27 protein-coding genes are annotated in these 25,011 nt (G+C 44.6%); 17 read left to right on the plus strand and 10 right to left on the minus strand.

Going from position 1 to position 25,011, the window contains the following annotated elements; all coding sequences use genetic code 11:
* The first annotated feature begins 2 nt into the window (after positions 1-2).
* The 7 genes from XMA152_RS02195 (at position 3) to XMA152_RS02225 (ending at position 7,180) form a co-directional block, all read left to right on the plus strand.
* Complete coding sequence (locus tag XMA152_RS02195; protein WP_173482592.1) at positions 3-1,760, plus strand: acyl-CoA dehydrogenase; 1,758 nt, start codon at positions 3-5, stop codon at positions 1,758-1,760.
* 257 nt (positions 1,761-2,017) lie between these two features.
* Entirely contained in the window at positions 2,018-2,797 is a 780-nt protein-coding gene (locus XMA152_RS02200) for an ABC transporter ATP-binding protein (RefSeq protein WP_173482593.1), read from the plus strand.
* On the plus strand, positions 2,797-3,510 hold the full coding sequence (locus tag XMA152_RS02205) for an ABC transporter ATP-binding protein (protein WP_173482594.1): 714 nt from the start codon (positions 2,797-2,799) through the stop codon (positions 3,508-3,510). The genes XMA152_RS02200 and XMA152_RS02205 overlap by 1 nt, the downstream gene beginning before the upstream one ends.
* A gap of 51 nt (positions 3,511-3,561) precedes the next feature.
* Complete coding sequence (locus XMA152_RS02210; RefSeq protein ID WP_217362099.1) at positions 3,562-4,767, plus strand: ABC transporter substrate-binding protein; 1,206 nt, start codon at positions 3,562-3,564, stop codon at positions 4,765-4,767.
* A gap of 64 nt (positions 4,768-4,831) precedes the next feature.
* Entirely contained in the window at positions 4,832-5,710 is an 879-nt protein-coding gene (locus XMA152_RS02215; protein ID WP_173482595.1) for a branched-chain amino acid ABC transporter permease, read from the plus strand.
* Between the two features lie 3 nt (positions 5,711-5,713).
* Positions 5,714-6,640, plus strand: coding sequence for a branched-chain amino acid ABC transporter permease (locus XMA152_RS02220; RefSeq protein WP_173482596.1), 927 nt, complete (start codon positions 5,714-5,716; stop codon positions 6,638-6,640).
* A gap of 72 nt (positions 6,641-6,712) precedes the next feature.
* The gene (locus XMA152_RS02225; protein ID WP_173482597.1) at positions 6,713-7,180 is read left to right on the plus strand and encodes a MaoC family dehydratase; all 468 of its coding nucleotides are present in this window, start codon (positions 6,713-6,715) and stop codon (positions 7,178-7,180) included.
* A 4-nt stretch (positions 7,181-7,184) separates the two neighbouring features.
* On the opposite strand, the gene XMA152_RS02230 is transcribed toward XMA152_RS02225, so the two are convergent.
* Positions 7,185-7,580: a DUF3429 domain-containing protein gene (locus tag XMA152_RS02230; RefSeq protein ID WP_173481664.1), complete on the minus strand. Its 396-nt coding sequence runs from the start codon at positions 7,578-7,580 to the stop codon at positions 7,185-7,187.
* 309 nt (positions 7,581-7,889) lie between these two features.
* On the opposite strand from XMA152_RS02230, the gene XMA152_RS02235 reads away from it, so the two are divergent.
* The 4 genes from XMA152_RS02235 to XMA152_RS02250 all read left to right on the plus strand — a co-directional run bounded on the left by XMA152_RS02235 (position 7,890) and on the right by XMA152_RS02250 (position 11,054).
* Positions 7,890-8,567: a hypothetical protein gene (locus tag XMA152_RS02235; RefSeq protein WP_173481663.1), complete on the plus strand. Its 678-nt coding sequence runs from the start codon at positions 7,890-7,892 to the stop codon at positions 8,565-8,567.
* Between the two features lie 122 nt (positions 8,568-8,689).
* Positions 8,690-8,887, plus strand: a complete 198-nt coding sequence (locus XMA152_RS02240; RefSeq protein WP_173482598.1) for an AlpA family transcriptional regulator — start codon at positions 8,690-8,692, stop codon at positions 8,885-8,887.
* Positions 8,887-10,305: a phage/plasmid primase, P4 family gene (locus XMA152_RS02245; RefSeq protein WP_173481661.1), complete on the plus strand. Its 1,419-nt coding sequence runs from the start codon at positions 8,887-8,889 to the stop codon at positions 10,303-10,305. The genes XMA152_RS02240 and XMA152_RS02245 overlap by 1 nt, the downstream gene beginning before the upstream one ends.
* A 251-nt stretch (positions 10,306-10,556) precedes the next feature.
* Positions 10,557-11,054, plus strand: a complete 498-nt coding sequence (locus XMA152_RS02250) for a hypothetical protein (protein ID WP_173481660.1) — start codon at positions 10,557-10,559, stop codon at positions 11,052-11,054.
* Between the two features lie 837 nt (positions 11,055-11,891).
* Here XMA152_RS02250 and XMA152_RS02255 read toward each other — a convergent pair.
* A complete protein-coding gene (locus XMA152_RS02255) occupies positions 11,892-12,461 on the minus strand; it encodes a hypothetical protein (protein WP_173482299.1) in 570 nt (189 codons plus the stop codon).
* 489 nt (positions 12,462-12,950) lie between these two features.
* On the opposite strand from XMA152_RS02255, the gene XMA152_RS02260 reads away from it, so the two are divergent.
* Together XMA152_RS02260 and XMA152_RS02265 are read left to right on the plus strand one after the other, a co-directional pair.
* Positions 12,951-13,283: a Qac family quaternary ammonium compound efflux SMR transporter gene (locus tag XMA152_RS02260; RefSeq protein WP_173482599.1), complete on the plus strand. Its 333-nt coding sequence runs from the start codon at positions 12,951-12,953 to the stop codon at positions 13,281-13,283.
* A gap of 464 nt (positions 13,284-13,747) precedes the next feature.
* Positions 13,748-14,092, plus strand: a complete 345-nt coding sequence (locus XMA152_RS02265) for a DUF3147 family protein (protein ID WP_173481955.1) — start codon at positions 13,748-13,750, stop codon at positions 14,090-14,092.
* A gap of 43 nt (positions 14,093-14,135) precedes the next feature.
* On the opposite strand, the gene XMA152_RS02270 is transcribed toward XMA152_RS02265, so the two are convergent.
* The 7 genes from XMA152_RS02270 to XMA152_RS02300 form a co-directional block, all read right to left on the minus strand.
* Positions 14,136-14,657 carry a cytochrome b gene (locus tag XMA152_RS02270; protein ID WP_173481954.1) on the minus strand — a complete coding sequence of 174 codons (522 nt, stop codon included), beginning with the start codon at positions 14,655-14,657 and terminating at the stop codon, positions 14,136-14,138.
* A gap of 150 nt (positions 14,658-14,807) precedes the next feature.
* Entirely contained in the window at positions 14,808-15,491 is a 684-nt protein-coding gene (locus XMA152_RS02275) for an ATP-binding cassette domain-containing protein (protein ID WP_173481953.1), read from the minus strand.
* A 12-nt stretch (positions 15,492-15,503) separates the two neighbouring features.
* The gene (locus tag XMA152_RS02280; RefSeq protein WP_173481952.1) at positions 15,504-16,676 is read right to left on the minus strand and encodes an FtsX-like permease family protein; all 1,173 of its coding nucleotides are present in this window, start codon (positions 16,674-16,676) and stop codon (positions 15,504-15,506) included.
* Positions 16,673-17,893, minus strand: coding sequence for an HlyD family efflux transporter periplasmic adaptor subunit (locus XMA152_RS02285; RefSeq protein ID WP_173481951.1), 1,221 nt, complete (start codon positions 17,891-17,893; stop codon positions 16,673-16,675). The genes XMA152_RS02280 and XMA152_RS02285 overlap by 4 nt, the downstream gene beginning before the upstream one ends.
* Positions 17,894-18,267: 374 nt before the next feature.
* Positions 18,268-18,798, minus strand: coding sequence for an SOS response-associated peptidase (locus tag XMA152_RS02290; protein WP_173482600.1), 531 nt, complete (start codon positions 18,796-18,798; stop codon positions 18,268-18,270).
* A 213-nt stretch (positions 18,799-19,011) separates the two neighbouring features.
* Positions 19,012-20,241 (minus strand): site-specific integrase, encoded by a 1,230-nt coding sequence (locus XMA152_RS02295; protein WP_173481949.1) that lies wholly within the window; start codon positions 20,239-20,241, stop codon positions 19,012-19,014.
* A gap of 200 nt (positions 20,242-20,441) precedes the next feature.
* The gene (locus tag XMA152_RS02300) at positions 20,442-21,293 is read right to left on the minus strand and encodes a YicC/YloC family endoribonuclease (protein WP_254443079.1); all 852 of its coding nucleotides are present in this window, start codon (positions 21,291-21,293) and stop codon (positions 20,442-20,444) included.
* 85 nt (positions 21,294-21,378) lie between these two features.
* Here XMA152_RS02300 and rph point away from each other — a divergent pair, with 85 nt between their 5' ends.
* Genes rph through XMA152_RS02315 form a run of 3 tightly spaced genes read left to right on the plus strand, consistent with a single transcriptional unit; the run spans position 21,379 to position 23,374 of the window.
* Positions 21,379-22,146 (plus strand): ribonuclease PH, encoded by a 768-nt coding sequence (gene rph, locus XMA152_RS02305; protein WP_305792080.1) that lies wholly within the window; start codon positions 21,379-21,381, stop codon positions 22,144-22,146.
* Between the two features lie 31 nt (positions 22,147-22,177).
* The gene (locus XMA152_RS02310) at positions 22,178-22,762 is read left to right on the plus strand and encodes a HupE/UreJ family protein (RefSeq protein ID WP_173481947.1); all 585 of its coding nucleotides are present in this window, start codon (positions 22,178-22,180) and stop codon (positions 22,760-22,762) included.
* 3 nt (positions 22,763-22,765) lie between these two features.
* On the plus strand, positions 22,766-23,374 hold the full coding sequence (locus tag XMA152_RS02315; RefSeq protein WP_173481946.1) for a hypothetical protein: 609 nt from the start codon (positions 22,766-22,768) through the stop codon (positions 23,372-23,374).
* 46 nt (positions 23,375-23,420) lie between these two features.
* On the opposite strand, the gene XMA152_RS02320 is transcribed toward XMA152_RS02315, so the two are convergent.
* Positions 23,421-24,194 (minus strand): exodeoxyribonuclease III, encoded by a 774-nt coding sequence (locus tag XMA152_RS02320; RefSeq protein WP_173482602.1) that lies wholly within the window; start codon positions 24,192-24,194, stop codon positions 23,421-23,423.
* A gap of 167 nt (positions 24,195-24,361) precedes the next feature.
* Here XMA152_RS02320 and pyrE point away from each other — a divergent pair, with 167 nt between their 5' ends.
* Positions 24,362-25,009, plus strand: a complete 648-nt coding sequence (pyrE, locus tag XMA152_RS02325) for an orotate phosphoribosyltransferase (RefSeq protein ID WP_173481944.1) — start codon at positions 24,362-24,364, stop codon at positions 25,007-25,009.
* The last annotated feature ends 2 nt before the right edge of the window (positions 25,010-25,011 follow it).

A 25,011-nucleotide genomic window follows, 5' to 3' on the forward strand; every position in this document is an offset into this window, starting at 1 on the left:
CTATGAGTGACTACCAACACCCTCAAGATGATGCACTTTTCGTACTTAACGAAGTGATTGGACTTGATCAACTTTGCAATACGATTGGCGCAGATGAATGCAACTCCGAATTAGCGGAGATAGTTTTAAACGAAGCCGGGAAACTTGGCAGCCAACTATTAGCACCCCTCAACTCTATTGGAGATAAAAATCCACCAAAACTGGATTCTAATGGAGTTCAAGAGACTGCGGGTTATAAAGAGGCGTATGCACAATTTGTAGAGGGTGGCTGGAACGGCCTCACCTCTCAAGAGGAGTACATGGGTCAAAACCTACCTAATGTATTAGGTACGGCAGTGAATGAAATTTGGCAGAGCGCCAACCTCGCGTTTGCCCTTTGCCCCCTTCTAAACCAGGGTGCAGTTGCAGCGGTAACAGAACACGCTTCTAATGAACTGAAAGCAGAGTTTCTAGAAAAAATGGTATCAGGTGAGTGGACAGGCACCATGAACCTTACAGAACCTGATGCAGGCTCAGATCTAGCCGCAATTCGATCAACTGCAACTCCAATGGGCGATCATTACCTAGTCAAAGGTCAAAAAATCTTCATCACCTGGGGCGATCACCAGATGACCGATAACATCGTCCACCTGGTACTAGCTCGCCTACCTGATGCACCAGCGGGCGTTAAAGGAATTTCACTATTCTTAGTACCTAAATTCCTAAAAGACGAAGCGGGTAATTACACTCAACGAAATGATGCACATGCTATCGCACTTGAGCACAAACTGGGCATCCACTCTAGCCCAACCTGTGTCATGAGTTTTGGAGATCAGGGCGGTGCAGTTGGCTACCTTATTGGCGAAGCAAACAAAGGCTTGGCGTACATGTTCACAATGATGAACCACGCTCGCCAGTCTGTGGGATTACAAGGCCTTTCAATCGCTGAGCGCGCCCGCCAACAATCAGTTAGCTATGCGCGTGATCGCATCCAAGGTCGCTCTAAAAGCGGCGAAAAACTTGCCATCATCGAATTCCCAGATGTACGCCGCATGCTTCTCACACAGCGAGCAGCTACCGAGGCGATGAGAGCATTTGTCCTTGAAGCTGCTGCAGAGATAGACCGCGCACATCACTCCGAACCAAACAGTGACGCGCAAAAGCGTGTTGAACTATACACTCCCATTGTTAAAGGCTGGATGACAGAGCTTGCCCAAGAGGTCTGTTCTTTAAATGTGCAAATTCATGGCGGCATGGGCTTCATTGAAGAGACAGGTGCCGCGCAACACTTTAGAGATGCTCGAATTCTTCCGATATACGAAGGCACAACTGGAATCCAGGCACTTGATTTAGTGGGACGCAAAACACTTCTAGATCAGGGCGCTGCGGTAAACAATTTCCTAGCAGAAGTGTTAAATACTGCGAAAGAAACTGCTCAAGTTGAGGGTTTATCTGTAATCGGGGAAGCGCTTGCCAACTCAGTGAAAGAGGCCCAAGCAGCAGTACACGCAATCACCTCGTCAGATCTAAATCAGGGTGCGGCTGTTAGCTTCGATTACCTCATGGGCATGGGTTACCTGTGTGGAGGCTGGATGCTAGCGCGTTCAGCTATAGCAGCAAAAACTAGCTCAGACGGAAACTTCTCTGACGACTTTATTGCAGCTAAGTTAGCAACCACTCAATTCTACACAGAATATCTACTGCCTCGTGCCCAAACTCACCTAGGTCTTGCACAAAAAGGTCTTAGTTCCCTATTTAAGTTTGAAATCAGTCAATTTTAATTTTCAGACTTAGATCTTTTGCCCTGCCACAGCAGGGCATTTTTTTGTCTAAAAAGCCCTCTAATACCAATGGATAATAAACAATAAGCAATTGAAAAATAACGATTAATTGCAATTGTGTCACAAATATTACAAAGACGACCCCACAAAACACAATTCGTCGTATTCTCTTAATAGTTACGACAAGCTTACTACTTAACCTTGGATGAAAAGCTAGAACCACTGAATGATGTGGTAACCAAGGGATAATAAAAGTAATGGCTTCAAATCAGTCAGAATTCATTCTCCAGACCAAAAATTTGACGAAAGAGTTTAAAGGTTTTTCGGCCGTCTCTGATGTTAACTTGAATGTTAAGCGCGGCAATATCCACGCGCTTATTGGTCCAAACGGAGCAGGTAAAACCACAGTATTTAACCTGCTGACTAAGTTTCTTCAGCCGACTTCGGGCGTCATTACCTTTAATGGGCATGACATTACTCGAAAAGAGCCTGCTGAAATTGCCCGTATGGGTATCATCCGCTCATTCCAGATTTCTGCAGTCTTCCCACACCTAACGGTTCTTGAGAATGTCCGTGTTGCGTTACAGCGCAAAGAGGGGCACAGCATGCACTTCTGGCGCTCAGAAAAAATTCTTAACGGCCTTAATGATCGCTGCATGGAACTACTCGAATCGGTAGGTCTAAAAGAGTTTGCAAATACAGTCACCACTGACCTGGCATACGGTCGTAAACGCGCACTAGAAATTGCCACTACACTCGCACTGGAACCTGAGCTGATGCTTCTTGATGAGCCAACTCAGGGCATGGGACATGAGGATGTAGGCCGTACAACAGACCTTATCAAACAAGTCAGCAAGAATCGCACAATCCTTATGGTTGAACATAACCTAAAGGTAGTTTCGACCCTCGCTGATCAAATTACCGTTCTGCAACGCGGTCAAATCCTTACAGAGGGTAATTACGAAACTGTATCTGCAGACCCACAAGTTCGTGAAGCCTACATGGGCCGCGAAGCGGATGCAGCGGGAGCACACTAATGAGCCAAAGTCATCGCGAAAAGATTCGTATTAGCAACCTCCACGCCTACTACGGTGAAAGCCACATCCTTCATGGCATCGATCTTCACGTCATGGAAGGAGAGCTTGTCACTCTGTTAGGACGAAATGGTTCAGGCCGCTCTACAACCTTAAAAGCGATCATGAACCTCGTAGGCAAACGTAGCGGTCAGATCGTCATTAATGGCAATGAAACCATCAACATGGCTTCACACCGTGTTGCCCATTTGGGACTTGGCTACTGCCCAGAAGAGCGTGGCATCTTCGCAAGCTTGAACGTAGAGGAAAACTTGATGCTTCCTCCAAATGTTCGCTCTGGCGGGATGAGCGTCGATGAAATTTTTGAGATGTTCCCTAACCTATATGAGCGCCGCATGAGCCAGGGCACGCGCTTATCAGGTGGTGAGCAGCAGATGCTTGCGCTTGCTCGCATTCTAAGAACAGGTGCCAACATCCTGCTGTTGGATGAGATCACAGAAGGGCTTGCACCGGTTATTAACGACAAACTTGCTGATGTTCTTGTACAGCTCAAAGAGCGCGGCTTAACAATTTTGCTTGTTGAACAAAACTTCCGCTTTGCAGCTCCGATAGCTGACCGTCACTACGTGATGGAGCACGGACACATTGTTGAAGAGATTCAAGCAGATGAATTGGAAGCAAAAACTGAGCTTCTAAACAGCTACCTAGGCGTCTAATTAAACAGCCAAAGATAGTCAGATAACAAAAAAATCCAATATGGAGAAAAGATGATGCGTAAAACACTACTCGCTTCAATGATCGCAGCTAGTATGGCAGCAACAGCGACTGCAGCAACTGTAGACGGCAAAGTTAAAATCGGTGTAATAGGCGACATGGGCGGCGTATACGCTGACGTTGGCGGCAAAGGCATGACCGAAGCTACTCAGATGGCTATCGATGATTTCGGCGGCAAAGTACTTGGTCAGCCTATCGAACTTGTTTCAGCTGATTCACAGCTTAAACCAGACGTTGCCTCTTCTATCGTTCGCAAATGGGTAGAAAATGAAGGCGTAGACACCATCGGTGGTCTTGTTTCTTCTGCAGTAACAGGTGCTGTAACTCAGGTTACTTCAGCGAACAAAAACATCGCACTTATCACTGGTTCAGCTTCACACTCTTTCACAGCTAAGCCAGGCGTTTGTTCTCCATACATCGCGCACTGGACATACAACGTAGCAGCTCTTGCAAACGGTACCGTCAAGAACATGGTTGCTTCAGGCAAGAAGAAGTGGTTCTTCATCACTGCTGACTACTCTTTCGGCCACGCGCTAGAAGGCGTTTCAAGCGGCGTAATCAAAGCTAACGGCGGTGAAGTAGTAGGTGCAGTTCGTGCTCCACTAGGTACAACTGACTTCTCTTCTTACGTTCTTCAGGCTCAGGCTTCAGGTGCTGATGTTGTGGCACTTGCTAACGCAGGTAACGACACAACTAACGCTCTAAAAGCGGCTATCGAGTTCGGTCTAACTGAACAGTCTGATATCGCAGGTCTTCTTGTATTCGCAACAGATACCCAAGCGATGGACGGTGATGTTGCTAAAGGCATGCGTCTTACAACTGGTTTTTACTGGGACATGGACGAGCAGACTCGTGAATGGAGCAACCGCTTCAAAGCGATCCACGGCTCAATCCCAACAATGGTCCACGCAGGTGCTTATTCAGCAACTATGAACTACCTGAAAGCTGTTGAAGCAGCAGGTACTGATGATGCAGATGCTGTAATGGCTCAGATGAAGTCTGCTAACCCAAATGACTTCTTCGCTCGTAACGCGTCGCTACGTGGAGACGGTCGTATGGTTCACGACATGCTACTTGTAGAGATCAAAGATCCTGCAAATCGTAAATCTGAAGATGACATCTACGACATCGTAAAAGTTATCCCAGGTAACGAAGCTTACAACCCAATGAACCCAGAGTGTGATTTCTCTGCTAAGTAAATGCGGTTAAATAAAGGGGGAGTGCTTAGCACTCCCCATCTTTCAGTTTGAGATCGGTAATAGCATGTTCGATATCAATATTATGGCGTTAAGCGGGCAACTGCTGGTAGGACTGATAAACGGTTCTTTTTACGCCCTTCTTAGTTTAGGTCTTGCCATCATTTTTGGTCTGTTGCGAATCATCAACTTCGCCCAGGGCGCAATGTATATGCTTGGTGCTTTTGCGGCGCTATTAGCATACAAATGGACCGGTTTGAATTACTGGGCAGCACTTGTTGTCGTGCCAGTAACTGTCGGTGTATTGGGCATCCTAATCGAACGTTTCTTAATCCGTCCGATTGCTAATTTAGACCATCTATACAGTCTACTTTTAACCTTCGGTATCGCTCTTATGCTGCAGGGTACGTTTACCCACATATTCGGTTCATCTGGCCAGGGCTACCCTGTGCCTGCTGAACTTAAAGGCGGTATTAAATTACCGTTCATGTACCTACCTACTTACCGCGCTTGGATCATTGTTGCATCAGTTGTGGTCTGCCTAGGTACCTGGTTCATGATTGAAAAGACCAAACTTGGTGCTTACCTTCGCGCAGGTACTGAGAACCCAAAACTTCTTCAGGCCTTTGGCATAAACGTACCGTTGATGGTCACACTAACCTTTGGTTTTGGAGTGGCTCTAGCTGGTTTAGCCGGTGTTCTTGCAGCACCTGTCTACTCTGTATCACCAGACATGGGCTCTAGCATTTTGATTGTTGTCTTTGCCATCGTAGTTATTGGCGGCATGGGCTCTATTGGCGGCGCCATAGCTACCGGTTTAGGTATGGGCGTTGTTGAAGGTCTAACTAAATACTTCTACCCAGAAGCATCCACAACAGTCATTTTCGTGGTGATGATGCTAGTACTGATGTTTAAACCTGCTGGCTTATTTGGAAAAGAGGCATAACAGATGAATACGAATATTCGAAATCTTATTATTGCCGTAGTTGTTCTTGCTGTTGCACCTTACTTACTCTACCCAGTTTTTTTGGCTAAGCTACTCTGCTTTGCGCTATTCGCAGCCGCATTCAACCTACTACTTGGTTACGCTGGCATCCTCTCCTTTGGACATGCAGCCTTCCTAAGTACCGGCGGCTACATTACTGGTTGGGCGATGATGAATCTTGGAGTATCAACTGAGATTGGTATTCTAATGGGCACTGTAGCTGGCGCTCTACTTGGAGCAATTTATGGCAAATTGGCGATCAAACGCGAAGGGATCTACTTTGCAATGGTTACCCTTGCACTCGCTCAGCTAACTTTCTTCGTATACCTGCAATCAGATTTCACAGGTGGTGAGAATGGCATGCAGGGTATTCCTCGCGGGAACCTGTTTGGCCTGATCGACCTTACGGATAATGTCGCGATGTACTACACGGTCGCGGTCATCTTCCTAATTGGGTTTGCGATCATTCAACGCACTGTCCACTCGCCATTTGGCCAGGTTCTAAAAGCGATCCGTGAGAACGAGCCTCGTGCAATCTCTCTGGGATATAACGTTAACAACTACAAGTGGCTGGCATTTATCATCTCATCTGCACTCGCTGCATTAGCTGGTTCAACCAAGACAATCGTCTTCAATCTTGCGTCACTAACGGATGCTCATTGGCACATGTCAGGTGAAGTAATCCTGATGACTCTAGTAGGCGGTGTAGGTACCCTAATGGGACCAGTGGTTGGTGCTGGTGTAATCGTGACCATGCAGAACTACCTCTCTACAGGCGACCTAGGTAACTACATTCATATCATCATGGGTGCAGTGTTTGTAATCTGTGTACTGGCATTCCGCGCAGGTATTGTTGGGCAGTTTAAAAAATTCAAAGAGCGTAACTTCTAATAATTTAAGTTACTCTCACAAGGGCTGACTGTTGTGTCGGCCTTTTTTATCTAGTAGGACTAGGATGTACCGATGCTTTACTTGGAAGACCTGAAGGCTGGAGATCGATTTGAGAGTGAAAGCTATGAGATAACCAATGAGAATATCGTAGCCTTTGCAGAACACTACGACCCTCAACCTTTCCATTTATCTAATGAATCAGCCCAGGACTCCTTCTTTGAAAGCCTTGCAGCGAGTGGTTGGCAGGTAGGCTCAATTACAATGCGCCTGATCGCAAAATCACTTCCGATTGCCTCTGGCGTTATTGGCGGCGGCGTTAGCCTACGCTGGTTAACACCCACTCGTCCTGGCGATGTGCTTCACGTAGAGACCGAGATATTAGAGGTGATACCGTCTAAGTCGAAACCCGACCGTGGTGTGGTGAAGATTCATGCTAAAACCATCAATCAGCATGGGGAAACACGCCAAACATTTGATAGCTCGCTATTGGTATTTCGCACCAGCGCGGGAGTGAAAGGCGGAATTTTCGCTCCAAAATAGTCAACTAATTTAAATGAGCAATCAACCAGATGTGGCATAGCGAAACGACCACCGTTAGATGAGTTCTCAATCTCCGATAATCGCCATCTTCAATCTGAGTATGATCCCAGGCCCACCAAACCAAAAAGGCAATTAACCCAACCCACAAACCTAAATAGAGGGGGAGTAAAAGTGCCAACCAGGCTAAAAGTGAAGGGAGCATGCAAATGGCCAAACGAGCATCAGAAGCAAAGTTGCTATCCCGCATAGCAACTCCCCAGTGAATCCCTCCTAAAAACGAGAGGATCACAGCGGAATAACTCATAAAAGCCGAGACAGACGCTGCATCTTCAAACTGAAAAGCCAATCCGACGAAAGGGATCAACCCGGCATAACCCAGACGGTGTGCTAACTTAATCACGCGAAATACTCTTAACTGTTTCTATGAGTTACGCAGCTGTCGGTATTCAGGATCTTATTCGATATTCTGTATCTGAATATAGAATAATAAATTAAAATACATATATATCGGCAACTTAATAAAATACGATTCGTATTTTTTAGTTTTTACCCACCATTTAACCCACCAACAGGATTGCCGTTACCAATCCATTGAGTTACAACTAGTGTCATACAATAGAATACCAATTCGCCTACAACCGCACCAAGCACCTAGCACAAAGAACTGAGATGATGCAGCGCTGGGCTGACTATTTGGATGAATTAAAAAATGCAGCTAGATGATTTAACACCTCTCGCAGTCTACTGTGAAAAAGAAAAGCTGATCTACCGCCAAGTTCTGGCTAAAGCTTTAGCTGGCAAAGTTGAGCTTTACTATGTTTTCGATCGTTGGGCCGAAGTCACTTACGTACTCGAAGAGGACTTCTGCAACGGCACTGTAACTGATAAAAACTTCCGCGAGGCACCTAGCTTTATTGAGCATGCGTACAACATTTGCGATTTCATTCTACTCACCGATGGTTATCTGAAAGGCTTATGGAAAGCCGAAAATGAAGGCAACAACAGACTCTACTTTGAAGAGCTTTTTGATCTTGGCACCCCAGACGGTTATGTACTGACGAGTTTAAATCGTGAAGCCGATGATGAGGCCATCACTGACAATCTATTTATCAATCCAAACCCATCTACTTCCAATGCTAATGACCGCGCCCCAGGGATTGCACCAGAAAAACCCTCTACAACTGCATTAAAGGTTATTGGTTTGCTAATGCATCATCTGGCTAAAAGCCCCAAATACGCTTCAGGCACAACCCCCAATAAGAGCCAAATTAAAGAGCTGTTATTAGAACTAGCCGTTGAACTGGATATTAACAATTACGGCCTTAGCAAAGTCGATGAACGCCTTTTAGCTGAAGCCATGAAGTACCTGGAGACACAAAAGAACTAATTAGGAAATTCCCCACCTGGGGAATCCTCTTCCCCCACCTGTGAGGGAGCAAAACCCTCGATTTCTTTTAATCAAACCTCGCCAAGACGGCGAGCAAATTAACTGATTAAAGGAAACACAAAATGAAAACTACACTTCTCAAATTAACAGACGTAATTGCCGCTACTGGCCTATCACGTTCGTACATCTACCATCTTGCTAAACAAGGTGCATTCCCTAAACCAATCAAACTTAGCGAACGCTCAAGCGCTTGGGTGCAATCAGAATTAGAAGCATGGATTGATAGCCGCATCGCCCTTCGTGATCAGGAGGTAGCGTAATGAACTCTCTAAACACTAACATTATCGCAACCAAAGCGGATCTCGAACTAGCAGACCACAATCAGACTGAAATGCTAGAAGGCAAACATGACTCAATGATCGCAGAACTGATCATCAAAGAGCATGGCGAAAACATTGTCTTCGATAACAGCAAAAAACAATGGCGTGTCTTTAGTAATGGAGCCTGGATTGGGGCTGAAGATGCACGACGAATGCTTATAGCCTTCCACAAGGAGATCATCTCTAACATTGCTGATTACAAGTACCCGCATCTGAACATTGTGGATGAGAAATGGCTTACCAGCGCGATGAACACCAGCAAGATCGCCGCTGTACGCAAAATAGTTGAAGAGGAAAAAGCACTTAGTATGGATAAGCTAGATGCTGACCACAATCTGATTGGCATTCAAGATCGGGTGTACGACATTGCTGAAGGCTCGAGTAGACCAGCCCTCGCTAGTGATCTTGTAATGAAGTCACTAGGTACAAGCTTCGATCCTGACGCCAAATGCCCTAAATGGGAAAGCTTCCTAAAGACAGCAATGCAAGGTGATCAAGAGATGATCAACTATCTACAATGTCTTGTTGGGTACTTCTTAACTGCCAGTACTCAAGAGCAGGAGATCTACTACTTATACGGAACCGGCGCTAACGGAAAATCGACATTCCTTGACCTAGTTAAGACTCTACTTGGCAATTACGGCGTTAAGCTATCCTCTGACAGTTTCATGAAGAAGCGCAGTGGAACGCTTAACCTAGGCGCTCAAGCAAGCCTGGCAATGCTCGCTGGGGCTCGACTTGCCATAACAGATGAAACTGGTGAAAACGCAACATTTGATGCACAAATGCTGAAATCCATCTCAGGTGATGATGAGGTAACAGGACGCTTCCTACGTTCAAACCCGATCACGTTCAAATCAACTACCAAAGTGGTTATGTACGGTAATGACAAACCACACGCTAATATGAATGACGAAGGCTTCTGGCGCCGATTCCGATACATTAAGTTCGAACACGTCGTACCTAAAGCAGATCGAAATCCCAACCTCCTTGCGGAGCTCAAGAATGAGTTACCAGGCATTCTTAACTGGGCCCTTAAAGGGTTGTCAGAATGGCAAGAAAATGGTCTACAAACACCCCAGAAGATCTTGAAAGACGGAAACGACTACAGAGAGAGTCAAGATACAGTATCCGACTTTTTAAAGAGAAACACTCAAGAGAAGCTAGGTAGCAGACTGCCGATCAAACAACTCTTCGACCGTTACAACGAGTGGTGCGAAACCAACCTTAAACCCGCTGAGTCCAAACAAGGCTTTAGCAAGCGAGCACGTTGGTACTTCGAGACCTATATGAAAGGCAAAGTTAAAGATTTCCGAACTAACAAAGATCGAGGCTATGAGGGTGTTCAACTCTGCTAAGAGTTGGATCTAGGTGACAGGTGTGACACGAGTGACACGAGTGACAGCAATTTACAGTTAACTTTTTTGTGAAGTACAAGCTGGAAATTGCCGCCACTCCACCTACAGCCGACACCATCTAAATGCAGCCTTTATTTATTATTTAAATAACATATAAAAAGCCTTTTATAACAATGGTTTAAATCTATTTTCACATATCAAATCAATCGATTTTTATTCTTAAAATCGATTGCAACCATAGGATTTTAAAAATGACCACAATTACCGAACTTGGGCAGAACATCAAAGAACTAAAATCTAACGAACGCGTAAACGTTCAGATTAGCAAACAAACGAACGATAACTTGCCTCCCTACCTTATTGTAGGCAATGGAAGATCAAGCAAAGAGTATCCGGAACATATAGTGATAGATACCTTTAGAGTAATGAGTAATTTGAGCCCGGACCTCAGATGGCTCTTCATCAACTTAAAAGACATCTTGGTAACTCAAAATATCAATAACAGTTACCCAAAACGAAGGGTAGAGAATCCAAACTTAATCATCCTAGAGAAGAATCAAGACAACGAGCTGCACAAGAGTATAAAAAAGAAGATGAGTGAAAACGGCAATCGCAGGAAACTAGAGGAGCAAGGGGTACTGAAGCAAGTAAAGCCAGGTACTTACATGCTCAATCCACATATGTTTATACCATCTGAAGACTTTAAAAGAATTGCACAGATATGGAAGGACATGCCAACTAAATCATAACCCTCACACCCCTAGTGGTCAGATTTACCCCGTGTCGTTGCGTCGGAACTAGAAGCACCCGAGCGAAGCGAAGTGCTTCGATGTTCCGTAAGCAAAAGACTAAGGGGTAAAGATGACGAAGCCTCGGCAGAGGCTGAGAACGTTCTTATGGCTACGCCATCATTCTAAAGAAATCAAAAACACTCCCCTAGTTCCTGTTCATAAAACTAGGGAGTAAATATCTGATGCCGAGCAAGCACTATTTTTAATGGTGCTTGTGAAGGTATCCAGCAAGCGTAGCGCGGTAGCTAGGTGTGATTCATCCCCTAGTTCACAGATTCATGCCAACTCGTAAACCTCAGCCATTTGATATGCGTATGGGGGGGTATGTGTAGTAAATATATTTTTTCTATAAGTAATACCTCCAGAATAAACGCGAGCAATTTGCCGTATAGCGGTTCTGGTTGGCACTGAAGGGGAACTAGGGAGTAATGGTTAGCGAGTATGTTCCGGGGCATATCCCCTAGTTTTGATAACAGTCCTGCATTAATAGTCAGGCAAGATCGTTCCATTTTTCTATAAGAAAAAATTAAAACAAAACTAAACTTAAGAACAAGGAAGTAAGGCTGCCCATCTCGTTACTGAGCGCTGGGGCAGTAGCTGAGTTAGCGAAGCGACACGAAGCTACGTCACTCCATAAGCGCGAAGTATAAGAGATGATGACACTCCGTTAGGAGTGGTAAACGTCGATTGAGGGGTGGCTAGTTCAGTGGCTGTTACCGGCACATAGCAGTCGTTTACAGCTGCGAATTAAATCAGAATCTAGCCAATTAAAACATTGGCAAGCCCCGAATCGCCTTAGATGCTTGAAAGTTGATCAAGTAACACCTTATATGATTCGTTTTCAGTTTTCTGAGTAGCAGTATCTTTCTGCATTACTTCTATAAATTTTAAATACGATTCATAGGTTTCAAATCTTTCGAAAAATGTCTGTATCAGTTCAAAGCAGTCATTTTCAATTTCATAAATATCGGAGAGCCATTTGAATAGTTTCGCCAGTTTCTGATCTTCTATCTCTTTGTACCGCCTGAAAATATTTTCATCTAGTCCTCGTTCCATCACGGCTTCCAGATAATCTTTTCTCAGGAGGCTATAATCATAAAACCTGATAGGCATTTCGTCGATCAACCCTCTATAAAGCCTGTCGGTCAGAAGATATTCAAAGGTTTTCCTTTTAGGATTAACCAGATACTCAACATGTGATGCTCCATAATTCTCGTATCGATCAAATACATAGCTGATCTCATCAGCAGCCGAATTGAACGCTACAGGCTTACACCACTGATCATCAGTAGAAAGATTTTCCCAGTCGGCAAAACTTATCAGCATTGATTTACCTTCTGTAATAGTAGAATTGATCTCCGACATTCTTTTCCCTCTGAGGAATACATCCGCATAGTAAAATAAAGATATTAAAGGTTTTTTCTAGTAACTGTATTATTTGCTGCGCACTTATATACGAAGTACGTCAGGTGCAACCCATTTGAATTGTCAGTGGCAGCTTTGGGTCGTGTTTGACCGCTAAGCGGGGCTACGTCTAACGGCACAAAGCTGCCGTCTCTGCTAATACCTCGAAGGGGCTCGCTTCAAGCCAAAACCTATAAATATTTCACCTGCCAGACGCTCAAGGCGGGATATTATCCTCGGACTGTTCATCCATTTGCTTAGTCTGCCAGGTGCCAAAAGAGGACATAAATAATCATATGCTTTATAGGTATATAGTAAACGGCAAATCAAACCGTCTTAGAATTGAAATGTTAGATGTACATGTGCTCACAGTCTCTCCAAAAGAACAAGAGTGCACATTATTAAAGGGTTAGTTTACTCTATCGCAATATATATACATTGGAGCAAACCTTGAAAAACTGGTTGTTTTTATCCGCTGCAATTATTTGTGAAGTAATTGCAACATCTAGTCTGAAGTCGAGTGAAGGTTTTACTAAAATCGCCCCATCTATGCTTGTTATTATTGGTTATGGCGCAGCTTTCTATTTACTTTCACTTACTCTGAAATCAATCCCTGTTGGTATTGCATATGCAATTTGGTCAGGGCTTGGCATAGTTTTAGTTACTCTAGTCGCATGGTTTATGCACGGTCAAAAACTTGACCTTTGGGGATATGTTGGGATGGGGTTAATCGTTAGTGGCGTTGTTGTTCTCAACTTGCTTTCAAAAACTAGCGCACATTAATCCAGTGCATCTAATAAGTTACTCAAGTGTACTGCGTCTGCTATACCTGGCTAAGAGGGGCAGTTATAGCTACTTTTCAGGCCACCTAGCAAGGCGTTAATGTCAGCTTTGGGTCGTGAATAGCCGCCCAGCCCTAATTTAAAGCGGACGGATTATGTATCACTAGGTATTTGTTATCCGTCCGTCCACAACCTTAGGCGCCTAGTTACAAGAACACTCAATCATGAACTTATCTGTACGTTCTTGTACGTCAAAACCAGTTCTGTGTAGAGGCTTGTATGTAAAGGTTCTTGGATGGATACATGAGAACTAGGTGTATGGTTGTGTAGGTAATTCAGGAGGGCTAGTTTTGGTGTATGCACCAGTAACAATGAGGGGCTGTTACCGGCACAGAACGGACACTGACGCTTTCAAATATTAATGGATATAATCTGAGTCAGAACCAACTCTGTTGAGAGGCGTACATGGCTTACTATTTAGTAAAAGTGCTAGTTTCGAGCATTCTGATTGTTCTTGTATCTGAGATTGCCAAACGAAGCTCAGTTTTTGGCGCTGTGATCGCATCTGTTCCATTAATTTCAGTCATCGCAATGATCTGGCTTTATATGGACACTGGAGATATTCAAAAGGTCCGAGATTTAGCGGCAAGCATCGTATGGTTGGTCATCCCTTCTCTCATACTCTTTATCGTAATGCCCATTATGATTGATAAAGGTTTTAGTTTTCAGGTCAGTCTTTTTGCAGGGCTAGGCGCCATGATAGCGTCTTACGGGTTAACGCTGGTGATATTAAACATGGTGAGAGTTTAAGCGGATGCACCACCTACAATATGCAGGTGGTACTCAAGAGAAGTTATTTAAAGGGTGATATGCGACTCATGATCTGATCCTTTTTAACAAACTGATGCATTAGGGCAGCAAGAATGTGAATAACAACGCCAGCGAGAAGTAGCTTAGACCCTAACCCGTGCACGATTCGTACAGGTGAGCCAAAGAAGTCTTCAGGTAACTCACCTACTCCAGTCACAATCAACTCCATCAAACCTGAACCAATTCCCATCACTACACCTGAGATCACCACCACAAGTGATAATAGGTTAAGCACTTTGGGCGCTAATGCTCCGAGCTTATCCATCACAGGTGAGTCAGACACAATATGCGCAGGCTGTTCAGTTTTAAGTGCCCATATGATTCTGAACAGTATAAGTACCAAAGCAATACCACCGACAATTGAGTGAATGGTCAGTTTGCCAAGTTTATCAGGATCAGAGTTTGGAACTTCAGACAGGATAAATGTACCTGTTATAAGAAGGAATGAGATTACCGCAGCACTTAGCCAATGCACGACACTTTGAACTCGATTATAGGATTTCATAGAAGCACCACTTAGATATTAGATTTGTCTAATATAATAGATGGCTATTGGTAAATAATTGATAACGATCAATATAGTTGTCGATTATGGTGGCTTTGGGTCGTCTTTAACCGCTCTGATATGCTTAGCTTAACGGCACATAGCATAAGCTCATACTATATCTACGATTTTTCCATCTTCTAACTTAAGGATTCGATCTGCACGATCCAAAATCCTATCATCGTGAGTAACTAGAAGTGTTGTTGTGCCTCTAGCTGCACCAAGCCGCTTAAGAAGGTCAACCACATCTGATGCGCTATCTTTATCCAATGCCGCAGTAGGCTCGTCTGCAAGTACCAATGTAGGATTCCCTACCAATGCTCTTGCCACAGCTACTCTTTGCTTTTGTCCACCTGAAAGATTGGCAGGGAGATAATGTAACCGACTTGATAAACCTACCAAATGTAACGCTTGTTCAGCGGCTTTGTATGCTAATTCATCAGACACGCCCGAACGAACTTGAACACCCATAACAACATTTTGTACCGCTGTTAAACTTTCATGCAGGTTATGAGCCTGAAAAATAAAACCTAAACGCTGACGAATTGAAGTTAGTTTTTCATGGGAAGCTCCATTTAACTCTTGATCAAGTAAGTTAATTGATCCCTCATGAATTGATCTCAAACAACCTATCAATGTCAATAACGTTGTTTTTCCTGAGCCTGATGGCCCCATCAATACAGTTAAGCTTCCCCTTGGTAACTCTAAATTAATATCAAAGAGAGCTTGCTTACTTGCCTCACCACTCCCGAACCAAAAGTTCAGATCTTTAACAGCAACGACTGGCTTATCCACAATGATTTCCCCTTAAAATAAGTCGGCTGGATCAGCAGCTGCTAGACGCCTAGTGGCGATCAAACCAGAAAAAATTGAGAATATTACAGTACCAATAAACACTGATACCGCCATTAGAGGCGTCATAGTCAATGGTAGATTCGTCATTTTCCCCATGAAAGTTAAAATGACAGTCCCTACAAACAACCCTGGCACAAAACCAAAAAGACCTAGAATTACTGCCTCTTCAACAATAATGCTTTGGAAGAACTTATTACCATAGCCCATCGCTTTAAACGTTGCATACTCTCTCAAGTGGTCTGCAACATCTGCGGATAGAACTTGATAAACAATCACTATTCCAACCAACACACCTATCAAAACACCAAAGCCAAAGATCAGACCTGTAGGCTTCTGAGTCTGCTGGTATTGAACATCCTCATTTGAGGCTTCTGAGTAACTACGCAATCTGAGGGATTTATCTGAGATTAGAGTTTTTAATCGACCTACAACTACTTCGGTATCAGCTCCTGCGCGAAGTTTCAGTAAGATGTGATCGGGCGCTGACGAACTCCGAGATGGAAAAAGGGATAGGAACGTCTGGTCAGATACAAACATATAACCATCACCACCAAATCCACCACCCCCTGAAAATGTATCAATAGCCGTAAGTGTTTTATTAAGAGTTTCAAAACTAAGTGGTGTTTGCGGTCTGATTGCAGCTGCCTCTTCAGAAGACAACCCTCTCGCCAATCGATCCAAAACTCCTGAATTTTGAATCTGAAGCAACCTTAAATCTTTAGAAACATCATCTGAAATAAAATCAGGTTTAAGAGGGTCAACACCAAAGGTAGTCAGTGAAATTGATTTTTCTCGCCTATCCCAAGGAACATTGCCGACAAACAATCCTGTAGCGCCTACTACATCAGAATCTGATAAGGCTTTCAGCATCCATTGACGAGCGACATTTCCACCTTCAGTTAGTGAATTTGCATCAACAGCAGAAATCATAATGTCCGCTTGAAAAAACTCATAAGGTCTTAATGTGGCAATCTCCATAGAATTCATAATGCCTAGTTGGACGAACACCAGAACATTTGCGAAGGCCACACCAGCTAGTGCTGAAGCAAATCGGCTACGCTTATAAGTTAGCTGTAACCACCCTACAGGTAGTCGACCAAGTATTCGCTGAAGTAAGCTACTCATTTATCCAACCTAATACTTGCTCCGCTATCGATACGAGCTATAGCCTCAAGGTTGGTATAACGGGAAGCTATTTTAGAAGATGCTTGGTCAAGCTTAACCAACACCGTAAACACCCTGGCATCAGAGTTGGCGGCAGCGTCATCTGATATAAGTCCCTGTCGTCCAACAGTTATACCAATCTGTTGGACTGTTCCTAGTAATTTTTCCTTTAAAGAATTTGCCGTCAGCTCCACAGGCTGTCCAACCTGTACCTCAACAATACGATCTTGCCAAATCTCAACTTCAGCCATCATTTGTCTCGTGTTCCCCATTTCCATTATCCCATCGACAGGCGGGCGCTGACCTGGAGTTACATGAATATCCAGAATGGTACCATCTATAGGCGCTCGAACAACGGAACGATTTAGATCTAGTTTAGCTCGTGCCAATTCAGCTTTTGCAGATTCAAAATTTCGTTCTGCAACCACTACATCAGGTTGCTCTTCAATGGCTATCGATGAAAATCTAGCCAATGTGGCCTCCGCACGAGTGACTGATTGCAGTGTTTCAAGCTGGCGAGATTTAGCAGAATCAAGTGCAGCAGCGGTTGTTAAGCCTTTATCTTTTAATGCCTGTGTACGTTCAAAATTGGCTTGAGCATCTACAGCTGAAGCCCTAGCCAGATCCAAGCTCGCTTGAGCTTCATCTCTACTGGCTTGAACAGCGTGTTTAGTTTGTATAACTGAAGCTTCCCGAACAGCTAGTCCAGCTTCAGCAAGTAATACTGCACTTTCAAGAGTATCTCTATTATCGAGATATGCTAAGGGATCATCCTTAGATACTTCATCACCAATCGAGACATTAATTTTTGCAACTCGTGCATCACCTGCACCGTATGGAGATGCAACTATCGCAATATCACCTTGAGGTATGATTTTAGCTAAACCAACCACATCACTGGGAAGTAAGGTTAGTTCCATTTCTTTAGGAAGGTTGATTTCTGGAGGAATTGCAATTGGTGACTTAGATCCTGCACCAGGCTCTAAGCCTGTCATAATGTAAAATTTTTGAAGCCCTGGTGGCTGGAAATACATTCCTAAGACAGCACCTAAAAACATAAATAAAGGGAGAATCAGAATGATTAAATATTTCATTTTAAAACTCATCTTTGGAGTTTTAGGGGCATTTTCTGGGTAATTGATTTGTAGGGGCAGATCCGACTCTTGTTGCTTAACCATAGCGCCTTCTCATCTTTATAAAGATTTCAAATAATGTTTCTGCGAATGTACAAGCAATATCCCGCTTAATCGCTAGAACTTCACAACTGCGGATACTTTATATTAGATAATGCTAATATTCAATGCTATCAAGCACCTACTTCCCAAGAAAAACGCTATATACCAATTAGAGTCTCTCTACGAATGTCTCTTATGGGTCGTGAGCCGCCTCCCAACAGTCAGCTGGATACTACAACCTCTTGGCTACTGTTGAGGTATCTAGGGGCCTCTTTAAGCCGACTATTATTGATTGATGGATCTATCGCTCTAACAAGCATATTTTGCGGTAGTGGAGCTTTCAGAAGCTCTCGTAGATCATTTAAATCTGCCCTCTCTTATAACCAAGTATTTGCCTGATCTGAATCCAGCAACAAGGGCTGCCGGGAGTGGAATGGTTTAAAGTCCTTACTCGCGTTTGTCGTTACCATTGCGCAGGTATCTAGAACAATCTCGCCATCAGTCCATTGAGACCAAACACCTGCTGCAGCCATACAACCGTGTTCATACTTAACTAGATATGGCTGTCTAATAGCCCCCTCCTTACGCCATTCAATAAACGACGTCATAGGTATGATGCTACGGTGATGTCTAAAGCTACCCTGGAAGGCCTTGCTCTTATCTAGAGTCTCAGCTCGAGCATTAAACATAGAGTACTGGGTAGTGATCTCCTTAGCCCAAACTGGCGTTAACCACCACCGCATAGGTCTTAAGGCTCTGATACCTTCTTCTTCCGAGATAACTGGGATTTGCTCAGTAGGTGCTAGGTTAAAGAAGCTCGGGATGTCCTTACGACCAAACGTAACACCTAGGCGATCCATTAGTGCCTGGGTATCGTCATTGTCTTCTAGGTTGTATCTACCGCACATTCAATCACTCCATCTAGTTATTTGAATATACCGGATAAGAGGCGTTGAGCAATTGATTAGATACTTATTAGAGAGTTAGGGTGCGCAAGAAGTACGCAGGATGTGTGCAACAAGTGCGCAGCATCTATGCAAGAAGTGTGCACAATTGCAGGGGTGTGAAAAATTGCGCACTTCGCACCTAAAAATTTTTAGTGATGCTTATGTTTTGCGCACCTAAATTTGTTGAGTTGGCTGGAGACTGGTTACCTTTTTAGCCAACAAGTCCAACGCTTCCTTTCGTTCATCAAAATAATCATGTTTGTTATAAACACCTTCTACCCCCTTCAGCTTATGATTGAGACACCGCTCGGCCACATATCCTGGAGTACCCTGCTGTGCCAGGAGCGTACGGCAAGTTCTTCGCAAATCATGAACGGCAAAGTGCTCCATATCACCCATCAGATTGGGTGGTTGCTTCTTTTTTCCAGCCTCATGACCGAATAGTTTAGATATCGCTCTATTTAAGGTATCTGATCCCATGTGAGGTCTAGAGCTTGTGCGTCGGCTTGGAAACACATAATCAGATCCAAAGGCTCTTATCTTTAACTCTCCAAACCATTCAAGCACCTGTGGAGCCAGCGGGACATCAAAACCAACATTAGTTTTACTTCTAGACGCAGGCAACTTCCATAAACCTTCCTCCAAAGAGAACTCTTCCCACTTAGCTTCGCAAAGTTCTGATTTACGAACCCCTGTTGATACTAATAGCAGACACGCCAAATAATTTTCGCGACTAAAACTTTTACTATTTGCTTTTGCCACTGAGAAGAATTGCTTTAATTCGCCTTCACTTAGGGCTCTCTCTCGACTCTTTTCCAAGCCACCTGCATCTCTAAATGTGAAAGCTGACGCTGGATTCAACCCCATCAAATCAAGCTTGATTGCATGGTTAAATAGTTGCTTACAATATCCCAATGCATCATTTGCTATCGCCATCCTTCCCGTTTTCTTAATTGCTTCGATAATATTTCGGATGTCACGTGCTGATAGCTGATCTAGTTTGAATTCACCGATATGTGGCGCTATGTCTTTTGTATAAATTCTCTTTGGAATCTGCGGATGCTTTAGCCTACTAGCAAGTGTCGGGTACCAGTCATTAAAGAGGTCATTTACTGTTCTGATACTTTCTTGTTTAGAACGCTGCTTAGCTAATAATGGATCCATACCTTCACGATTCTGTTTTTGCTTAGCCGCAGCTTCGAATCTAGCATCTTTTAGAGACAAGTCTGCATAATGGCCCAGCGTCATCTCTTTACGTTTCTTATTAGACGTATAACGCAGCATCCAATAAGGATTACCAGATTTAGGAATCACAAAGTAAAGACCAGCGCCATCAGGGTGTTTCCCTATTACATGTTTACTCACTAGAGACTGGATCTCTTTGACCGTCAGCTTCTCACTCATATCTAACCATTCAGTGTAATTAAATTATTACGCTCAATAATACCCACCACTGTAAATTGAGTAAATAACTAAATACCCACCTATTTACCCCCCAAATATCTCAGGATTTAATAGAGTCCCAGGAAATCCTACAGGACAATAATCACAAAAAAGCCCAGTAATTACTGGGCTTTATAAGGATTAAAAGATCCTACAGGATTCTACTCTATATTCTGTATCTGCTCGCGCATCTGTTCAATCAAAACCTTAAGCTCTACCGCGCTTTGAGTCGTTGCGACGACAACGGATTTGGAGCCCAGTGTGTTAGCTTCACGGTTCAACTCTTGCATTAGAAAATCCAGCTTACGACCAATTGGCCCCTTCTCTATTAAGATGCGTCTTACTTCAGTCACATGGGTATCTAGACGGTCCAGCTCTTCTGCAACGTCGGCACGTTGTGCCAACAGCACTACCTCTTGCTCAAGACGTTCGGCATCAAGGTCGACTCCTAATTGCGACACTCTTTCGACTAGATTCGCTTTTTGATTTTCGATAATTTGCGGCATTTTTGATCTTATTTTGCCGACGATCGCCGCAATTGACTGCAACCTATCCTCTATCAAACCCGCCAACTCAATCCCTTCGCGATGACGGCCCTCAATAAGTTGAGCCAATGCGTCATCAAATAGCGCTAGCGCGGCCTGACCTACCTCACCAGGATCAGCTGAAGTGCTGTTCATCACGCCCGGGAATTGAAGCAGAGCCAAAGGATCAACCCTTCCCTCTGAAGCACCACTGAGTTTAATCTGCTGTAGCGCTTCATTAATCTGCTGCAACCGCACTTGATCCACTTGAACACTCTGCTGACCCACCGATTCATGGAACCGAAGCGAACATTCAACTTTGCCGCGGGCCAGGCGTTTGCGCAGCTTGTCGCGAATGGCTATCTCGTGCTGACGCATAAAGTCTGGAAGTTTGAAATGAGGCTCTAAGAAACGCTGATTAACCGAACGAATTTCCCAAACCAAGGTACCCCATGAAAATTCAGCTTCTGAACGGGCAAAAGCGGTCATACTCTGTGTCATATACTGTCAAACTCGATTACCATAGATTGATTGTCACTATAACAGCCGATGCCGGCACTTTTAAGGTACCTACATGAGCTCTCCACTCTCTGATCAATTGAAAAACCTAGGTTTAGATGCAATGCGCCCAAGTGGGCGTCAACCAGACCAAATGCGCGACGTTAAAGTCACTCGTAATTTTACAATGCATGCAGAAGGTTCGGTTTTGATCGAGTTTGGCAATACAAAAGTCCTTTGTAATGCGTCAGTTACTCGAGGTGTACCTCGCTGGTTGCGCGGATCAGGCTCAGGTTGGGTAACCGCTGAGTATGGCATGCTGCCTCGTGCAACCAATAGCCGCACCGATCGTGAGGCATCGCGCGGTAAGCAGTCAGGACGCACGCTTGAGATTCAGCGCCTGATCGGCCGTTCACTGCGTGCTGCGATTGATCTAGATAAGCTAGGCGAGAACACCATCACCATCGACTGTGATGTTCTGCAAGCAGATGGTGGTACTCGTACCGCCTCAATTACCGGTTCGTACATTGCGCTGATTGATGCGATCAACGAACTGAAAAAAGACAAAAACGGCGCACTAAAAGGCAACCCGATTAAAAACCAAGTCGCAGCTATTTCGGTGGGCATCTATAAAGGCCAAGCGGTATTGGATTTGGATTATGCAGAAGATTCAACAGCCGAAACTGATATGAACGTCGTCATGACTGAAACCGGCGGTTTTGTTGAAGTCCAAGGCACAGCAGAAGGTGCTCCTTACACTCAAGATGAACTGAATCAGATGCTAACCTTAGCTAAGAAAGGCATTGAAGAGCTCACAGCAATCCAAAAAGCCTCACTGGCGTAAGCAACTAAAATTTAATTTCCTGGAACTAAGAATGACTATCAAACAACTCGCTACAGCTCTATCTTTGATGATTTTCAGCAGCATGGCGTTTGCCCATACTGGTGAAGGTATCAACACAGGTTTTGCATCTGGCTTCTGGCACCCCATCATGGGTTGGGATCATGTCGTTGCAATGGTTGCAGTCGGCCTTTGGGGTGCTTTTTTAGGCGCACCCGCCATCTGGATACTTCCGGTCGTTTTCCCACTGGTCATGGCAATTGGCGGTGCTTTAGGCATTGCCGGTATGCCGCTTCCTGCAGTGGAGACGGGTATTGCGCTTTCGGGTGTGGTTCTTGGTCTGCTGATTGTCTTTGCTGTTAAGGCACCGCTATGGATAGCCGCTGTGATCGTGGGCATCTTTGCGATCTTCCATGGTCACGCTCACGGCACAGAGTTCCCAACAGAGTTTAACGCTTACGGTTATGCCGTTGGATTTGTAATTGCGACTGGTCTACTGCACCTTATCGGTATCGCGTTCGGCTTCCTAACCAAACTCGATTTTGGTGCGAGTTTGGTTCGTCTAGGTGGGGCGATCATTGCATTAGTCGGTGCTGGCTACCTATTTGGTGTGCTTTAACCTATGGTCTATCCATCACGCTCAATACTGCTTCTTTTGACCTCAGTGTTACTGCCTAACCTGGCAGTAGCGCATAGTTTTGGGGCTGGCACCGATCAATTTGCTAGTTTTGTTGAAGGGGCCAGCGTGGTGATCTTTGATCAAGTCACTCTATTTGCCACCCTCTCTTTAGGCCTAATGATTGCACTGTGGAAGAATCGCGGTGTGGTTCAAGCCCTTCCCCTCTTTGTTGTGGGGTTAGTCTTGGGCTTTTTACTGGCGCCTTCAGTAACCACCTGGGTGATGATGGGGGCTACGGTTGTCGGCGCTATCACTGCAACCCTGGGTGCTAGCTTGAACCAGCAGTTCAAACCGCTAACACTGATCCTTGCACTGTTTACTGGCCTGCTTGTCCAGATGGTCTCTTTGGAGGGGCATGTCTGGATGGAGTTAAGCGTCTCCATCTATGTCGGTGTGACACTTGGGGCGATATTGCCAGTGATGCTTGGCGCCGCAACCGGTGAGTTACTACTGGAAAAGCTGCCCGCAACCTTTTCACGAATTGCCGTCAGGGTAGCCTGCTCTTGGCTCGCAGCGATTCAGATCATGATGTTAGCTTTCTTCTCGCACTAACAATAAAATACCCTCGTAAAGAGGGTTTCTAAAATCCAATTCTCAATTAAAAATCGAGATCGTAATCCACGATGTAGGGTGCATGCTCAGAGAACTGCTGACCTTTGTAGATACTGCAGTGCTGAATGGTTTTACGCAGACCTTGAGTCGTAATCTGGTAATCCAAGCGCGCACCTTCATTTAGCTCACGGGCACGGTTGTAGTCTGGCCACCAAGTGTATTCGCGATCCGCTTTTGTACACTCACGCATTGTGTCGACGTAGCCCATTTCACCGAATAGCTCCTCCATGAACTCACGCTCTTCTGGAAGGAATCCAGATACGGTCTGATTGGCATACCAGTTACTCAAGTCGACCGGTTTGTGCGCAATTTTCATGCTACCGGCGAAGATGAATTCACGACGCTTGCGAAGAGTCTTCTCAAAGTGACTTTCAAATTGCTCAATGAACTTCTCTTTCTCTGCTTGAGCGTCTGGTCCTTTGAGACCCGATGGCACATTAAAAGAACCGACGCTGAATCGTTCGAAGTCAGCCTGAATATAACGGCCTTGGAAATCGCACTGTTCAAAACCTAAGCCGGTCATAATCGCTTTAGGTAGATGGCGGGTGTAGATCGCTACACCGCTGTAGTCATCATCAAAGGCTTCAAAGAAGTAGGCTTCGTAACCCTCAGGGTGGTAGCGAGAATCATCTAATTGATACTCACGTGCACGAATGTTTTGCAAGCAGACAACATCCGCATCCTGCTTAACCATCCAATCGAAAAAGCCCCGATCAGCGGCTTGAACAATGCCTTGAGTATTAAAAGTAATTACGCGCATGAGTTCGAAGCGCTCCGTATAACCATTGTTGTTAGACTAAAGATTGCAATTGTAGCGATAGATTCATAAAAACGGAATTTTTTAAAGCTGAAAGAAGTTGGTTTGGGAGTTGAACTCTGTTCAGGTATCCTACGCGGATTAAACCCAGTTCTAAGGATTTCACTATTATGCAAAGCTACCAGCGTGAGTTCATCGAATTCGCAATCGAAAAAGGCGTTCTTAAATTTGGTGAGTTCACCCTAAAATCGGGTAGAACTAGCCCTTACTTTTTTAACGCAGGCCTTTTCAATACCGGTGATGCCATAGCAAAACTGGGTCGTTTCTATGCAGCGGCAATTGAAGACGCGAAGATCGATTACGACGTCATGCTTGGGCCTGCTTACAAAGGCATTCCCCTTGCAACAACGACCGTCGTTGCACTGGCAAATGATTTCGGTAAAGACGTTCCTTATGTTTTTAACCGCAAAGAGGTTAAGGATCACGGTGAAGGTGGCAACCTAGTGGGCGCACCACTCGCTGGCCGTGTTCTGATCATCGACGATGTCATTACCGCGGGTACCGCTATCCGTGAGGTGATGACGCTGATCGACGAAAATGGTGCAACACCAGCCGCCACGGTGATCGCACTGAACCGTATGGAACGCGGTACAGGTGAGCTTTCCGCCATTCAGGAAGTTGAGCGTGACTACAACATGCAAGTTGCTAGCATCATTTCCTTAGATGATCTCGTTGAGTACCTTGAAGAGCAAGGTGGTCGTGATGCTGAGTTAACGGCCATTCGAGCCTACCGTGACGAATACGGAATCAGCGCATAACT

The sequence above is a fragment of the Marinobacterium sp. xm-a-152 genome (genome assembly GCF_013282965.1).
Lineage (GTDB): Bacteria > Pseudomonadota > Gammaproteobacteria > Pseudomonadales > Balneatricaceae > Marinobacterium_E.

Coding starts and splice junctions, on each gene's coding strand:
- XMA152_RS02255 (WP_173482299.1), bottom strand. CDS start 12,461: ATGTCGGAGATCAATTCTACTATTACAGAAGGTAAATCAATGCTGATA.
- XMA152_RS02315 (WP_173481946.1), top strand. CDS start 22,766: ATGGTCTATCCATCACGCTCAATACTGCTTCTTTTGACCTCAGTGTTA.
- XMA152_RS02250 (WP_173481660.1), top strand. CDS start 10,557: ATGACCACAATTACCGAACTTGGGCAGAACATCAAAGAACTAAAATCT.
- rph (WP_305792080.1), top strand. CDS start 21,379: ATGAGCTCTCCACTCTCTGATCAATTGAAAAACCTAGGTTTAGATGCA.
- XMA152_RS02245 (WP_173481661.1), top strand. CDS start 8,887: ATGAACTCTCTAAACACTAACATTATCGCAACCAAAGCGGATCTCGAA.
- XMA152_RS02220 (WP_173482596.1), top strand. CDS start 5,714: ATGAATACGAATATTCGAAATCTTATTATTGCCGTAGTTGTTCTTGCT.
- XMA152_RS02295 (WP_173481949.1), bottom strand. CDS start 20,241: ATGAGTGAGAAGCTGACGGTCAAAGAGATCCAGTCTCTAGTGAGTAAA.
- XMA152_RS02200 (WP_173482593.1), top strand. CDS start 2,018: ATGGCTTCAAATCAGTCAGAATTCATTCTCCAGACCAAAAATTTGACG.
- XMA152_RS02240 (WP_173482598.1), top strand. CDS start 8,690: ATGAAAACTACACTTCTCAAATTAACAGACGTAATTGCCGCTACTGGC.
- XMA152_RS02195 (WP_173482592.1), top strand. CDS start 3: ATGAGTGACTACCAACACCCTCAAGATGATGCACTTTTCGTACTTAAC.
- XMA152_RS02300 (WP_254443079.1), bottom strand. CDS start 21,293: ATGACCGCTTTTGCCCGTTCAGAAGCTGAATTTTCATGGGGTACCTTG.
- pyrE (WP_173481944.1), top strand. CDS start 24,362: ATGCAAAGCTACCAGCGTGAGTTCATCGAATTCGCAATCGAAAAAGGC.
- XMA152_RS02320 (WP_173482602.1), bottom strand. CDS start 24,194: ATGCGCGTAATTACTTTTAATACTCAAGGCATTGTTCAAGCCGCTGAT.
- XMA152_RS02285 (WP_173481951.1), bottom strand. CDS start 17,893: ATGGTTAAGCAACAAGAGTCGGATCTGCCCCTACAAATCAATTACCCA.
- XMA152_RS02205 (WP_173482594.1), top strand. CDS start 2,797: ATGAGCCAAAGTCATCGCGAAAAGATTCGTATTAGCAACCTCCACGCC.
- XMA152_RS02210 (WP_217362099.1), top strand. CDS start 3,562: ATGATGCGTAAAACACTACTCGCTTCAATGATCGCAGCTAGTATGGCA.
- XMA152_RS02280 (WP_173481952.1), bottom strand. CDS start 16,676: ATGAGTAGCTTACTTCAGCGAATACTTGGTCGACTACCTGTAGGGTGG.
- XMA152_RS02310 (WP_173481947.1), top strand. CDS start 22,178: ATGACTATCAAACAACTCGCTACAGCTCTATCTTTGATGATTTTCAGC.
- XMA152_RS02235 (WP_173481663.1), top strand. CDS start 7,890: ATGCAGCTAGATGATTTAACACCTCTCGCAGTCTACTGTGAAAAAGAA.
- XMA152_RS02270 (WP_173481954.1), bottom strand. CDS start 14,657: ATGAAATCCTATAATCGAGTTCAAAGTGTCGTGCATTGGCTAAGTGCT.
- XMA152_RS02225 (WP_173482597.1), top strand. CDS start 6,713: ATGCTTTACTTGGAAGACCTGAAGGCTGGAGATCGATTTGAGAGTGAA.
- XMA152_RS02290 (WP_173482600.1), bottom strand. CDS start 18,798: ATGTGCGGTAGATACAACCTAGAAGACAATGACGATACCCAGGCACTA.
- XMA152_RS02265 (WP_173481955.1), top strand. CDS start 13,748: ATGGCTTACTATTTAGTAAAAGTGCTAGTTTCGAGCATTCTGATTGTT.
- XMA152_RS02215 (WP_173482595.1), top strand. CDS start 4,832: ATGTTCGATATCAATATTATGGCGTTAAGCGGGCAACTGCTGGTAGGA.